The sequence below is a fragment of the Polynucleobacter sp. AP-Latsch-80-C2 genome, assembly GCF_018882185.1.
Classification (GTDB): domain Bacteria; phylum Pseudomonadota; class Gammaproteobacteria; order Burkholderiales; family Burkholderiaceae; genus Polynucleobacter.
This window is the reverse complement of sequence record NZ_JACVOY010000010.1, coordinates 56,893-71,086: the sequence shown is the minus strand read 5'-3', so window position 1 is coordinate 71,086 and position 14,194 is coordinate 56,893. Positions and strand designations below refer to the sequence as shown.

14 protein-coding genes are annotated in these 14,194 nt (G+C 44.3%); all 14 read left to right on the top strand.

Annotation, left to right across the window (positions count from 1 at the left end):
* Window positions 1–19 precede the first annotated feature (19 nt).
* Entirely contained in the window at window positions 20–2,335 is a 2,316-nt protein-coding gene (nuoG, locus tag ICN47_RS10870; RefSeq protein WP_216219952.1) for an NADH-quinone oxidoreductase subunit NuoG, read from the top strand.
* An 8-nt stretch (window positions 2,336–2,343) separates the two neighbouring features.
* Complete coding sequence (nuoH, locus tag ICN47_RS10865) at window positions 2,344–3,417, top strand: NADH-quinone oxidoreductase subunit NuoH (RefSeq protein ID WP_216219951.1); 1,074 nt, start codon at window positions 2,344–2,346, stop codon at window positions 3,415–3,417.
* Window positions 3,418–3,428: 11 nt separating this feature from the next.
* Entirely contained in the window at window positions 3,429–3,920 is a 492-nt protein-coding gene (gene nuoI / locus ICN47_RS10860; protein WP_215296983.1) for an NADH-quinone oxidoreductase subunit NuoI, read from the top strand.
* A 21-nt stretch (window positions 3,921–3,941) separates the two neighbouring features.
* Window positions 3,942–4,589, top strand: coding sequence for an NADH-quinone oxidoreductase subunit J (locus ICN47_RS10855; RefSeq protein WP_216219950.1), 648 nt, complete (start codon window positions 3,942–3,944; stop codon window positions 4,587–4,589).
* A complete protein-coding gene (gene nuoK, locus ICN47_RS10850; RefSeq protein WP_216219949.1) occupies window positions 4,586–4,894 on the top strand; it encodes an NADH-quinone oxidoreductase subunit NuoK in 309 nt (102 codons plus the stop codon). The genes ICN47_RS10855 and nuoK overlap by 4 nt, the downstream gene beginning before the upstream one ends.
* A 2-nt stretch (window positions 4,895–4,896) precedes the next feature.
* Window positions 4,897–6,948, top strand: a complete 2,052-nt coding sequence (gene nuoL, locus ICN47_RS10845; RefSeq protein ID WP_216219948.1) for an NADH-quinone oxidoreductase subunit L — start codon at window positions 4,897–4,899, stop codon at window positions 6,946–6,948.
* A gap of 24 nt (window positions 6,949–6,972) precedes the next feature.
* Window positions 6,973–8,439 carry an NADH-quinone oxidoreductase subunit M gene (locus ICN47_RS10840; RefSeq protein WP_216219947.1) on the top strand — a complete coding sequence of 489 codons (1,467 nt, stop codon included), beginning with the start codon at window positions 6,973–6,975 and terminating at the stop codon, window positions 8,437–8,439.
* 10 nt (window positions 8,440–8,449) lie between these two features.
* Window positions 8,450–9,949, top strand: coding sequence for an NADH-quinone oxidoreductase subunit NuoN (gene nuoN, locus ICN47_RS10835; RefSeq protein ID WP_216219946.1), 1,500 nt, complete (start codon window positions 8,450–8,452; stop codon window positions 9,947–9,949).
* A gap of 120 nt (window positions 9,950–10,069) precedes the next feature.
* A complete protein-coding gene (locus ICN47_RS10830; protein WP_216219945.1) occupies window positions 10,070–10,669 on the top strand; it encodes an NUDIX domain-containing protein in 600 nt (199 codons plus the stop codon).
* Between the two features lie 64 nt (window positions 10,670–10,733).
* Window positions 10,734–11,219 carry a DUF1178 family protein gene (locus ICN47_RS10825; protein WP_216219944.1) on the top strand — a complete coding sequence of 162 codons (486 nt, stop codon included), beginning with the start codon at window positions 10,734–10,736 and terminating at the stop codon, window positions 11,217–11,219.
* Between the two features lie 71 nt (window positions 11,220–11,290).
* The gene (locus ICN47_RS10820; protein ID WP_216219943.1) at window positions 11,291–12,040 is read left to right on the top strand and encodes a transporter substrate-binding domain-containing protein; all 750 of its coding nucleotides are present in this window, start codon (window positions 11,291–11,293) and stop codon (window positions 12,038–12,040) included.
* A gap of 23 nt (window positions 12,041–12,063) precedes the next feature.
* Window positions 12,064–12,717 carry an amino acid ABC transporter permease gene (locus tag ICN47_RS10815; protein ID WP_216219942.1) on the top strand — a complete coding sequence of 218 codons (654 nt, stop codon included), beginning with the start codon at window positions 12,064–12,066 and terminating at the stop codon, window positions 12,715–12,717.
* A gap of 34 nt (window positions 12,718–12,751) precedes the next feature.
* Window positions 12,752–13,489 carry an amino acid ABC transporter ATP-binding protein gene (locus ICN47_RS10810; RefSeq protein ID WP_216219941.1) on the top strand — a complete coding sequence of 246 codons (738 nt, stop codon included), beginning with the start codon at window positions 12,752–12,754 and terminating at the stop codon, window positions 13,487–13,489.
* Window positions 13,486–14,154, top strand: coding sequence for an amino acid ABC transporter permease (locus tag ICN47_RS10805; protein ID WP_216219940.1), 669 nt, complete (start codon window positions 13,486–13,488; stop codon window positions 14,152–14,154). Before ICN47_RS10810 ends, ICN47_RS10805 begins: the two co-directional genes overlap by 4 nt.
* The last annotated feature ends 40 nt before the right edge of the window (window positions 14,155–14,194 follow it).

The window sequence follows — 14,194 nt, the reverse complement described above, 5'->3', positions numbered from 1 at the left end:
GGGACATCTTAAAGTGAGCATGGTTGAAATCGAATTAGATGGTAAGGCAGTAGAAGTTCCGCAAGGTTCGATGGTGATGTACGCCGCGAACAAAATCGGTACTTATATTCCTCACTTTTGCTATCACAAGAAATTATCCATTGCTGCTAATTGTCGTATGTGTTTAGTAGAAGTTGAAAAGGCACCAAAACCTTTGCCAGCTTGCGCAACCCCAGTGACGCAGGGAATGAAAGTATTTACGCATTCAGCTAAAGCAGTTGAAGCGCAGCGTTCCGTAATGGAATTTTTATTGATTAACCACCCATTAGATTGCCCAATTTGTGACCAGGGTGGTGAGTGTCAGTTACAGGATTTAGCTGTTGGTTATGGAAAGTCAAATTCTCGCTATGAAGAAGAGAAGCGCGTCGTATTTCATAAGAACGTAGGCCCATTAATTTCCATGCAGGAAATGTCACGTTGCATTCATTGCACACGTTGCGTTCGTTTCGGTCAAGAAGTTGCCGGTGTAATGGAGCTTGGCATGATTAATCGTGGCGAGCATTCTGAGATCACCACCTTTGTGGGTCAAACAGTGGATTCAGAGCTCTCTGGAAACATGATTGATATATGTCCTGTTGGCGCATTAACAAGCAAACCATTTCGTTACGCCGCTCGGACCTGGGAATTGGGTCGTAAGCGCTCAGTGAGTCCGCACGATAGCTTGGGTGCAAACACTACTGTTCAGACAAAAGCCAATAAAGTGATGCGTGTTGTTGCCCTTGAAAATGAGGCAATCAACGAATGCTGGATTAGCGATCGCGATCGCTTTTCTTATGAGGGTTTAAATAGTGCAGACCGCATTACGACGCCAATGGTTAAACAGGGTGGTCAGTGGTTGGAGACGGACTGGCAGTCTGCGTTGGATTATATTGCCCATTCCTTGAAGACGATTGCTGCAGAGAGTGGTGCTGAGTCCATTGGTGCTTTGGCACATCCTATATCTAGTACTGAAGAATTGCACCTTTTACAAAAGCTGATTCGTGGCCTGGGATCAAATCAAGTCGAAACCCGTTTGCGTCAAACTGATATAGCCGGAGCCTCAAGCGCGCCTTGGCTAGGTATGCCAATTACCAAGTTAAGCGAGTTAGACCGCGCCTTGATCATTGGCAGCTTCTTACGCAAAGATCAGCCTGTGATTGCTGCACGTATTCGTACTGCTAGCAAGCGTGGTTTGCAGGTAACGCGTATTGATGCGGGCGGTGATGACTGGTTAATTGCCAGTAAAGGTATCGCTGCTGCACCAAGCGGATGGTTGAATGCATTAAGCGAAGTGACCATAGCCATTGCGAAGGCGAAATCGGTATCTGTACCAGTCGGCACATTCAATTTACCTATCTCTACTCAAGCTCAACAAATTGCGGATAGTCTGCTCTCTGGATCTTCTTCGGCAGTATTGCTGGGCTCTGCTGCGATTTCTCATCCACATGCATCAGATTTGCATGTTTTGGCTCAATTTATTGCCGAACAAACAGGCGCTACTTTTGGCTTCTTGCCAGTAGGTGGAAATGCCGTTGGCGCATCACTCGTGAATGCCAATGGAGCAGGGGTCCAATCAGTTCTCTCAGGTGATCGCCGTGCAGTAGTGCTGATGAACATTGAGCCTGATTCTGATTTACCCAATCCTGCACTTGCGCGTGCTGCTTTAGCTAAGGCCAATACTGTGATTGCTTTAACTGCCTTTAAGAGTGCTGATCTGCTTGAAGTCGCTGATGTCATCTTGCCAATCTCCACTTTTACAGAAACAGTCTCTACCTTTGTAAATGCAGAAGGTCGAGTGCAAACTATTCAGCCGTCTGTAAAACCTTTGGGTGATTCACGACCAGCATGGAAGGTGTTGCGAGTATTGGGTGGCCTATTGAACTTAGACGGCTTTTTATTCAATATGCCTGAAGAGGTATTGGGTGAAGCCCTGGGTGATAACTATTGCGCCAAATTGAATAACCAATCTAGTGCCAATACGCTCGTCAATGGAAATCTAGCCCCGCACTCTGGTCTAGAGCGTATTACTGATGTCAATATATATGCCGGCGATCAAATTGTTCGTCGCTCCTCAGCATTGCAACTAACGCGCGATGCTAAACGTGGCAATCAAATTGGGATGGGCCAGAAGATTTTCTCTGAACTGGGATTGAATGAGGGCGATGCTATTTGCGTTACTCAAGATAATCAATCTGTCGTGTTACCTGCGACCCTTGAAATCAATTTAGCGCCTGGTGCCGTGCGTATTTCTGCTGGAACTACGGCTAGTACGAAATTAGGATCCATGTTTGGTCCTGTAACCGTTAGTAAGGCGTAAGGGACGAGATGGATAATTTCTTGAACCTCGTTACCACCCATGGTGAGGCTATTTTTGGTTCTCTTTGGCCGCTTGTATGGGCCTTGGTGCGCATCGTCATTATTGTGTTGCCGATGTTTGGATGCGTTGCCTACCTAACACTCTGGGAGCGTAAGTTAATTGGCTGGATGCATATCCGACTCGGACCAAATCGTGTGGGTCCATTAGGTCTCCTGCAACCAATTGCAGACGCTTTAAAGCTTTTATTAAAAGAAATTATTGCTCCGGCACAGGCTAGTAAGGTTCTTTACTTTATTGCACCGATTATGGTGATCATGCCTGCTTTTGCAGCATGGGCGGTAATTCCATTTCAGGCAAAGATGGTGCTTGCCGATGTCAATGCTGGTCTTTTGTACATCATGGCTATTTCATCCATTGGTGTTTATGGCGTGATTCTTGCTGGCTGGTCATCTAACTCTAAATATCCTTTCTTGGGCGCAATGCGAGCTTCTGCGCAGATGATCTCTTATGAGATTGCTATGGGCTTTGCTTTGGTTACGGTGTTACTGACTTCTGGTTCGCTCAATCTCAGTACGATCGTTGCCTCTCAAGAGCAAGGGTACTTTGCTAGTTTGGGCCTCAATTTCTTATCCTGGAACTGGTTGCCTTTATTGCCAATGTTCTTGATCTACTTCATCTCTGGAGTCGCAGAAACCAATCGTCACCCATTTGACGTTGTCGAAGGGGAGTCTGAGATTGTGGCTGGGCACATGGTTGAGTATTCAGGCATGTCCTTTGCAATGTTCTTCTTGGCAGAATATGCCAACATGATCTTGATTGCAGCTGTTGCCTCAATCATGTTCTTGGGTGGCTGGCTACCCATTGTTGATCTGCCAATCTTGCGCGATATTCCAGGCTTCTTCTGGTTATTTGGAAAAACATTTTTCCTCTTATCCTGCGTAATTTGGCTGCGTGCCACATTGCCGCGTTATCGCTATGACCAAATCATGCGTTTAGGCTGGAAAATTTTTATTCCCATCTCAGTCTTCTGGGTGGTTGTTATCGGCGCCTGGGTTGTTTCCCCATGGAATATTTGGAAATAAGTTGACCAATCATGTTTAAGAAAATTTCCCAATTCCTCGATAGCTTGATGCTTAAAGACATCTTGACTGGCATGTCCATTACCGGTCGTTATCTCTTTAAGCCAAAGATCACCATTCAGTATCCCGAAGAAAAGACCCCTTTGTCACCTCGTTTTCGCGGCCTACATGCTTTGCGTCGCTACGAGAATGGCGAAGAACGCTGTATTGGATGCAAACTTTGTGAGGCAGTATGCCCAGCCTATGCAATCACCATCGAAACAGCTGAGCGTGATGATGGTACTCGTCGCACGAGCCGTTATGACATTGATTTAACAAAATGTATTTTCTGTGGTTTCTGTGAAGAAGCCTGCCCAGTTGATGCGATTGTTGAAACTAATATTTTTGAATACTTTGGCGACAAGCGCGGTGATTTGTATTTCACTAAAGAGATGCTTTTAGCGGTAGGTGATAAGTATGAAAAAGATATTGCTGCTAACCGTGCTATTGATGCACCTTACCGCTAATCGAATAAAGCACAAATACATATGACATTCGATCCATCTACCTTATTCGCCGTTTTCTTTTACGGCTTTGCAGGACTCTTAGTTATTTCTGCCTTGCGCGTAATAACTGCTCGTAACCCAGTTCATGCTGCCTTGTTTTTAGTTCTTGCTTTTTTCTGTGCCTCAGGACTGTGGATGCTCTTGAAAGCAGAATTCCTTAGCTTGGCTTTAATACTGGTTTACGTCGGCGCTGTCATGGTCTTATTCCTTTTTGTGGTCATGATGCTTGATCTCGATTTGGAGCATTTACGTCGAGACTTTAGAAAGTTCCTCCCAGTAGCCTTTTTGATGGGTGCTGTGATTGTGCTTGAGCTCTCCATAGTGATTATTCGCAGCTTTATTGGTACCACTGCTCCAGTGCAACCCATGCCTGAAGAAATGATGGCAAACAATACTCAGGCTCTGGGCATGCTGATTTTTGTTGATTATGTGTATGCCTTTGAAGTGGCCGGTGTTATTTTGCTGGTCGCTATTATTGCTGCCGTTGCATTAACGCTGCGCAATCGTAAAGATTCAAAAGCCCAAAATATTCATGAGCAAGTCAATGTAGTTGCCGCTGATCGCATGCGCATTGTGAAGATGGATTCAGATATGGCTGCAAAGCAAGATGTTAGAGGGGAGAAGAAATGAATATCACTCTTGCTCACTATTTAGTTCTGAGTGCGATCTTATTCGCTACTAGTGTTATCGGGATTTTCTTGAATCGTAAAAATGTCATCGTTTTATTGATGGCAATTGAGCTCATGTTGCTCTCGGTCAATATGAATTTTGTTGCCTTCTCGCATTATTTGGGTGACATGGCAGGCCAAGTATTTGTATTCTTTATTCTGACTGTGGCAGCTGCTGAAGCAGCTATCGGTTTGGCAATCTTGGTTGTGCTCTTCCGTAAGGTTGACACCATCAATGCCGATGATCTTGACCACCTAAAAGGCTAGTCATGCAATTGACCCTCAACATTCCTATTCTCTGTGCAATTCCGCTGGCCCCATTAGTGGGCTCCATCATTGCGGGCTTCTTTGGTACCAAATTAGGTGGTAACCGTATTGGTCATGGCGCAAGTCAATTTGTGACCATCTTGGGCGTAACGATTGCGTTTGTACTCTCTTGCAACGTCTTAGTGCAAGTGATGGATGGTTTTTACTTTAACGGCACTGTGTATCGTTGGATGCAGCTAGGTGAGCTCAATTTAGATATTGGCTTTCTCATAGATCCCTTAACCGCAACGATGATGTGTGTTGTGACCTTTGTCTCTTTAATGGTTCACATTTACACCATTGGCTATATGCAAGGAGAAGAGGGTTACAACCGCTTTTTCTCCTATATATCTTTATTTACCTTTGCCATGTTGATGTTGGTCATGAGCAATAACCTCTTGCAGCTTTTCTTTGGCTGGGAAGCAGTGGGTGTTGTGTCCTATCTTCTGATTGGCTTTTATTTTGAGCGTCAATCAGCAGTGTTTGCCAACATGAAAGCCTTCCTGGTTAATCGTGTCGGTGACTTTGGATTCATTTTAGGAATTGGACTGATATTAGCAAGTACCGGTTCAATGCAATACGACGTTATCTTTTCTCAAAATACTGCCTTAGCAGCGCAAACATTGCCTGGTACTAGTTGGAATTTGATGACGGTAATTTGTATTTGCCTCTTTATTGGTGCTATGGGTAAATCAGCGCAATTCCCATTACATGTTTGGTTGCCTGACTCCATGGAAGGCCCAACCCCGATTTCTGCTTTGATTCACGCTGCAACCATGGTGACTGCCGGCATCTTTATGGTTTCACGCATGTCACCGTTATTTGAATTGTCTGATGTTGCTCTGAGCTTCATCTTGATTATTGGTTCTATTACGGCGCTCTTTATGGGCTTCCTCGGCATTGTGCAGACCGATATCAAGCGCGTAGTTGCCTACTCGACACTATCTCAGTTGGGTTATATGACTGTAGCGCTGGGCGTTTCTGCCTATCCCGTTGCCATCTTCCATTTAATGACCCATGCATTCTTCAAGGCTTTGTTGTTCCTTGCGGCGGGTAGCGTTATTTTGGGAATGCACCATGAGCAAGATATGCGCAAAATGGGCGGCCTTTGGAAATACATGCCGATAACTTGCTTAATGATGTTATTGGGTAATCTTGCATTGATTGGGACGCCTTTCTTCTCCGGCTTTTACTCTAAAGACTCCATCATTGAGGCTGTAGCTGCTAGCCATATCGCCGGCTCCGGTTTTGCCTACTTTGCTGTTATGGCAAGCGTGTTTGTTACTGCTTTATATTCATTCCGTTTGTATTTCTGGGTGTTCCATGGGAAAGCCCGTTGGGGTCATGCGGATAGCCATGATCATCATGCTCATGCAGAGCAGGGCGACGATCATGCTCATCACGGTTTAGCACCAGGTGAAAAGCCGCATGAATCGCCAGCAGTAGTCACGGTGCCATTAATTTTGTTGGCAATCCCATCGGTGATTATTGGGTTCTACACGATTACGCCACTGTTATTTGGAACTTACTTTGGCGACTCTATCTTTATAGACATAGCACGTCATCCGGTGATGAAAGAACTAGAAGATGAATTCCATGGTCCGATTGCAATGGCTATTCATGCATTTACCTCGCCTGTATTTTTGCTTGTAGTGCTAGGTGTTTTAACTGCTGCTATTGGTTATCTTTGGGTTCCTAAGTTGCCCACTAAGGTTGCAGAAACATTTGCGCCAATCAAAAAATTATTTGATAACAAATACTATCTTGATGATTTAAACCAGGCTGTATTTGCAAAGGGCTTGCTGTGGATCGGCGGTATCTTATGGCATCGCGGTGACCAGAAGGTAATTGATGGTTTTTTTGTTAATGGCAGTGCGCATGCAGTAGGGCGCTTTGCTGGTGTGATTCGCCATTTGCAATCCGGCTATCTATATCACTACGCGTTTGCAATGATTGCAGGCCTGGCGGTATTGTTAGCTTGGGTTTTGTACGCTTACCTGCCTTTTGTTCGATAGGCCTTTGTTACTTAAGTAGCCACTATGATTCTTTCTTATGCCATTTGGACCCCGATTATTTTTGGACTCATTATTTTGTTTTATGGGTCTGAGAAGCCATCCGCTGGTGTTCGCTGGTTAGCACTCATCGGTGCTGTCATCAGCTTTATTGCCACGCTTCCTCTCATCCTAAACTTTGATATTGCCAATTCTGGAATGCAGTTTGTAGAGAAGGTAAGCTGGATTCCTCGTTACGACATTAACTACTATCTTGGCATAGATGGAATCTCGGTCTGGTTTATTGTCCTTACAGCATTTATTAATATTTTTGTTGTGATCGCCGCCTGGGAAGTGATTGATACCAAGGTGTCGCAATATTTTGCTTCATTCATGATCCTCTCAGGATTGATGATTGGTGTTTTCTGCGCCCTTGATGCCTTATTGTTCTACGTCTTCTTTGAGGCAACTTTGATCCCGATGTACATCATCATCGGCGTTTGGGGCGGACACAATCGTATTTATGCGGCGTTTAAATTCTTCTTATACACATTGCTTGGCTCATTGTTAACTTTGGTTGCCATGCTTTATCTCTATAACGTGACCAATACCTTTGATATCTTGGCCTGGCAAAATGCCCGCTTAGATATAGTTGAGCAAATATTGTTATTCGCAGCATTCTTTATGGCATTTGCGGTGAAGGTTCCAATGTGGCCCTTGCATACCTGGTTGCCGGACGTCCACGTAGAGGCCCCAACTGGCGGTTCTGTAGTGTTGGCAGCCATCATGTTGAAGCTCGGTGCCTATGGTTTCTTGCGCTTCTCGTTGCCTATTGCTCCAGATGCAAGTCAATATCTTGGCCCGTTCATTATTTTCCTGTCATTGGTGGCGGTGATTTATGTCGGTGCCGTTGCATTGGTACAGAAGGATATGAAAAAGCTGGTCGCATATTCCTCTGTAGCACACATGGGTTTTGTCACGCTTGGTTTCTTCCTCTTTAGTCCTTTGGGTATCGAAGGCGGTATCGTTCAGATGATTTCCCACGGCTTTGTAGCGGGTGCCATGTTCTTGTCGATTGGTGTCTTGTATGACCGCATGCATACCCGTCAAATTGCAGATTACGGCGGCGTAGTGCATCGGATGCCAGCATTTACTGCTTTTGCAGTATTGATGGCGATGGCAAATTGTGGATTGCCAGCGACTTCTGGTTTCGTTGGTGAATTCATGGTCATTCTGGCAGCAGTTGATTATGACTTTGTAATCGGCATCTTGGCTGCAACAGCATTAATTCTGGGTGCTGCCTATTCTTTGTGGATGGTGAAGCGCGTGTTCTTTGGCGCCATTACAAATACCCACGTTGAAGTATTAAAAGATCTCAATGGCCGTGAGTATTTCATGATGGCCGTCTTAACGATTTGTGTCATTGGAATGGGCGTTTATCCAAAACCGTTTACTGACATTATTCATCCTGCAGTCATTAATCTGTTACAGCATGTTGCTGTTAGCAAACTCTGAGTAAAAGCAAATGCAAGCATTCGACCTATACGCCATCCTGCCAGAACTCGTTTTACTCATAGTCACCTGCCTACTGTTAGTGCTAAGTGTTTATGTACGTGAGAACCCAAGCTCAACACCTAGGGTAGAGCAAGACGTATTTCATACACCACGTGGCGTAGGCTTTGTATATTTCTTCTCGATCATCTTATTGGCTTACTTGATATTTTTATTTGTAGGCCGCATGGGTGACGTTTCTCTGGTTGCTATGAATGGCTTGTTTCAATCAGACCCATTTTCAAATTTATTAAAGGCTTGTTCTTGTGGTGCGGTATTGGTAAGCCTGATTTATTCTAAGAAATATCTCCAAGATCGCGGCATGTTCCGCCCAGACTTCATTGTTCTAGCTTTGCTGGCTTTGCTAGGTCAGATGGTCTTGATCTCGGGGGCCAACTTATTGACCTTGTATCTCGGCTTAGAGCTTATGGCTTTGCCAATGTATGCATTGGTTGCTATGCGCCATAGTAGTGAAAAGAGTGTAGAAGCGGCAATTAAATACTTTATCTTGGGGGCTTTGGCTTCTGGTTTCTTGCTATATGGCATGTCGATGCTCTATGGCGTGACAGGCTCATTGGATCTCATTGAGATCTTCAAAATAGTCGCCGATCCGCGCATCAACCATCTCGTAATGGCATTTGGTCTGGTATTTATTGTTGCTGGCCTAGCATTCAAATTAGGGGTTGTACCTTTCCATATGTGGGTGCCCGATGTCTATCAAGGCGCTCCAACTGCAGTGACCTTGATGATTGCAGCTGCACCAAAATTAGCGGCCTTTGCTTTGTTATTCCGCTTGCTAGTCAATACCTTATTGCCACTCTTAGGTGATTGGCAGCCGATGTTGGTCTTGCTCGCTGTTCTTTCTCTGGTGGTTGGTAACGTTACTGCTATTGCCCAAACCAATATCAAGCGCATGTTAGCTTATTCAGCTATTGCGCAAATGGGCTTTGTCCTCTTGGGTATGCTTTCAGTATTTGACGATCATGCTTTTAGTGCTTCAATGTTTTATGCCATTACCTATGTTCTAACAACATTGGGTACTTTCGGTTTATTGATGATCTTATCTCGCAAGGGTTACGATTGCGAAACTTTAGATGGACTGAAGGGTTTAAATAAAACCCATCCTTGGTTTGCATTTATTGGATTGGTAATGATGTTCTCCTTAGCCGGTATTCCACCAACGGTAGGTTTTGCGGCTAAGCTTGGTGTCTTGGAAGCTTTGGTTGATGCAGAACACACTTTCTTAGCGGTGATAGCGGTCCTTGCATCTTTGGTAGGTGCTTTTTACTACTTGCGCGTAGTGAAGGTAATGTACTTTGATCAGCCCGATCATGAAATCACCGTTACTGGATCAGGTTTTGCTAAAGGCATTTTGGGTTTAAATAGTATCTTGGTTCTGGTCATCGGAATAGTTCCTGCGGGCCTAATGAGTCTCTGTTTGGATGCAATGCGCAGAACCTTACTGGGATCTTAAGAAGCTCACCAGCAATGAATAAGGGCTCCAATTTGGGGCCTTTATTATTTAAAGTTTGTCATTAAATCGTCATTTATTTTTTGCAAGATGAATGTTTCATTAAACGAAAGCTAGCGCACCATGACTGAAAAATCATTTAAAGATTTGCCTACTGGTGACCAGCACTTGCGTGAAGACCGTATCTCTGGCGAGGATATCTATGGCGGCATCTTTTTGCATATGAAGCGCGATAAAATTTTACTGCCGGATGGTCAGGAGGCTGTCCGTGAATATTTAACGCATCCTGGCGCAGTAGCAATAGTCGCCATATTGGATGATGGCAGAGTTCTTTTAGAGCGTCAGTATCGTTATCCAATATCAAAGGCCTGCATTGAGATTCCTGCTGGCAAGTTGGAGATTGGTGAGGATCACCTTTTGTGCGCTAAACGTGAGCTTGAAGAAGAGACAGGCTATACCGCTAAAAAATGGAGCTATATTCGCCGCATTCATCCAGTCATTTCTTATTCAACCGAGTTAATCGATATTTATCTTGCTGAGGACTTAGTGCCAGGCAAAAGCAAGTTGGATGATGAGGAATTTTTGGACGTATTTGCAGCTCCCTTAGAGCAACTCATTACTTGGGTGGAAGAGGGGGAGATCACTGATGTTAAGACCACGATCTCTGCATATTGGTTAGATCGCTATAGACGTGGTCTGGTAAAGCCTCAGACTATTGAATAGGCTTAGCTAAAACCTATTAAAATAGGGGTATTGAATTTAGTACTTTTGCCCCGATATAGGTCTTATGAAAGTTTATAACCTTGCTTGCCCTTTAGATCATCGCTTTGAAGGGTGGTTTGCCTCAGAAGAGGACTGCCTTGCTCAGCAGGATAAGGGAATACTAGCGTGCCCGGTATGCGATAGCACCGATATCAGCAGAATGCCTTCAGCCCCCCATATAGCCAAGTCTTCTTCAACAGATTTAACTGTACCTAAGGCTGAAAACACCAACCTCAGTGGTGATGTTGTGGCACTTACGAGCAACGACCATTCTCAGCTAGAAGCCCAGGTTCAAGCTGCCTTTTTAAAGGGGATGCGTGATTTAATGGGCCGTTCTGAGGATGTAGGTAGCGGCTTTGCTGAGGAGGCTCGAAAAATTCACTACAAAGAGGCCCCAGAACGGAGCATCCGCGGGCAAACTACCTTAGATGAGGCAGAAGCTCTTAGGGATGAGGGTATTGAAGTGATGGCTGTGCCATTCATTCCAGCATTCAAAAATACCCTCCAATAAGCCTCCTTACAAATCCCCTATACTTGCTCTGACGTCCTTTTGGACCTAACTTGTTTGACGGGGATACGTAAATGAAACGCATTTTTCTGCTTTTAGTTGCCACGCTTTTTGCCTTGGGTCTGTCCGCTTGTTCAAAGAATGATTCAAAAGAAATTAAGGTGGCTGTATCTCCTGCTTCACCGCCAATGGTCTTTGAACAAAACGGCAAGATTGTCGGTGCCGATATGGATATTTTTGAAGGTTATTGCAAAGCACGTGGCTGTACCTTAAAAGTAACTCCTTATGATTGGCAAGGAATGTTAGGTGCAGTTTCTAGTGGGCAAGCTGACGTGGCCTTTTCAGGGATTTCTATTACCGATAAGCGTAAAGAAGTAATGGATTTTTCTCAGCCTTATTACGATAACGCTTGGCACTTAGTCAGCATGAAAAATCGTGATATTAAGATCAAAGACTTAAGCGAACTTAAGAAATATAAAATTGGCTATCCTCGCGGAATGGCTTATGACGATTTAATTCGTAACGAGCTAGAGCCTAAAGGCTACTATTCATTGAGTAAGGTGAAGCTTTATCCATCTTATACAGAAGTCATTACTGATTTACAAAATGGCAATATCGATCTTGCCTTTATTGAGGAGCCAGTCCTAGCGAACTACATTAATAAACTCAAGCTACCGATCGAGAGTGATTATGTATTTACCGGTTACGATAAATTGGGCTTTGCCTTTGTTAAGGGGTCTAAATTACGCGATGATTTTGATGCATACCTCAAAGAGCTTGGTCCCGACAAGATTAAAGCGATCCTAGATAAATGGATGAATTGATTTCTAGGTAATAGGGCGCAACAGTGAATTTCTACGACATCCTTGCGCAACTCGCGCAAGGAATTTCCTATACGGTAGTAGTTACCTTGGTTTGTAGTGCGACCGGTCTAGTCATCGGCTTAACTCTGGCCTGCTTACGACGTCTCTCTATTCCTGGGCTCACGCCCATCATTGATGCCTATACCTATGTTTTCCGTGGGGTACCCGTTTTGGTCTTACTTTTTATGGTGTACTTTGGCTTACCTAGTGTCGGCCTTAAAGTGCCGCCCTTGATGGCTATGGCAATGAGTTTAGGGCTTGTTACCTCGGCTTATCTTGCAGAGGTATTTCGAGGTGCTTTTAATTCAGTCAATTCCGTTGAAATCTTGGCGGGTGAGGCTATGGGATTGAGCAAGTTACAAGTACTCTGGTACATTGATTTGCCCCAAATGCTGCGTTTTTCTGTCCCCGGCATGATTAATGAATTTACCTCTGTTCTAAAGTATTCGCCTTTTGCTTATACCGTCGGTATTCCGGAGATTACCAAGCAAGCAATCGCTCTCACTTCAACCACCTTACGTGGTGTTGAGGTGTATTTTGCCGTTGGTATTTTATATTTCGCTATTTATCGAATCCTATTGGTCGGCATTCAGCTCATCAATCGACATTACCAAATACCAGGGCTAGGCAAAGCATGAGCTCTCAACATAATGAATTAGAAGGAATTGCACGATGTCGTTAATTCAGGTGCGTGATCTAAAAAAGGTCTATGGTGAGCAGGTAGTGCTCTCAGATATTAATTTTGATGTTGAAGATGGCCAAGTGAGAGTGCTGATGGGTGCCTCCGGCTCTGGTAAGTCCACCATATTGCATTGCCTTAATCGCCTAGAGAACCCAACATCAGGTTCAATTATTTTCCGTGGAAAAGAAGTCGCGGGTCCGGGAGTTGATGTCCGTGCTTTGCGCAAACAAATTGGTTTTGTATTTCAGCAATTTGCTTTGTATAGCCACTTAACAGTTCTAGAAAACGTCACTTTGGCCTTGAAAGTTCTTGAGGGAATGAAGAAGCCAGAAGCTGATGAGAAAGCATTAGCCACTTTAGAAAAATTTGATATGGCTATTCAGCAGCATAAATATCCAGCGCAACTCTCTGGTGGTCAGCAACAGCGCGTTGCTATTGCCCGTGCTCTAGCGATGGATCCGGCGGTATTGGTCTTGGATGAACCTACATCTGCCTTAGATCCCATCATGTCACGAGATGTTGCTGATCTGATCAATCGGCTTCATGAGGCTGGTATCACGATGTTATGTGTAACCCATGACCTTGCACTAGCGCAAAATATTTCTGATACGGTCATGTTCTTGGATAAAGGCGTGATTCGCGCTGATGAGAAAATTTCTATATTGGCAAGTGATACTTCCGATCCAGATATTCAAGCATTCTTCGGTAATAAGGATGGGTTTAAATGAACGCTTGGAGGATCTTTGAAGCAGATCTGATTACGCAGATGCCGCTGATATTGGCGGGTCTGGTGAACACTCTGAAGTTGGCGGGATTAATTAGCGTAACTGGCTTGCTTCTGGGTATAGTCGTTTTTTATCTATCCATCAGCAAGAACTATTTTATTCGCACGGCTACCAATTCTTATATTTCCTTCTTTATTGGGATGCCACTCATCGTATTGCTCTTTTTGATGTATTACGGACTGCCACAGTGGGGATTGCGTATGGATCCCTTTGTCGTTGCCGCTATTGGATTCACTCTCAATGTCGCAGCCTATAACGCTGCGTATATAAAGACCGCTTATAACGGTTTGAATTTTATCCAGCTGGAAGCTGCTGCTGCACAAGGATTTAGCCCGTTTCAGATCTTTCGCTTAATTACTTTGCCTCAGGTAATGCGCTTATCTGTTCCTGCTTTAACGAATCAAGTGATTGGCAACCTGAAAGATAGCTCGGTTGCCTTTTTAATTCAATACACGGAGTTTTTTGCCCGCATGCAAGAGTTGGCTGCAAGTAACTTTCAGTTCTTTAAGGCCTATCTCTTAACGGCCATTGTGTACTTAGCCTTGGTATCGGTGATTGTTCTGTGCGCGCGAGCAATTGAACGTAGGGTAGTATTCCCAACATCCTAAAATAACACTTTAGGTAGCCAATAAAAAAGTGACCCTGAGG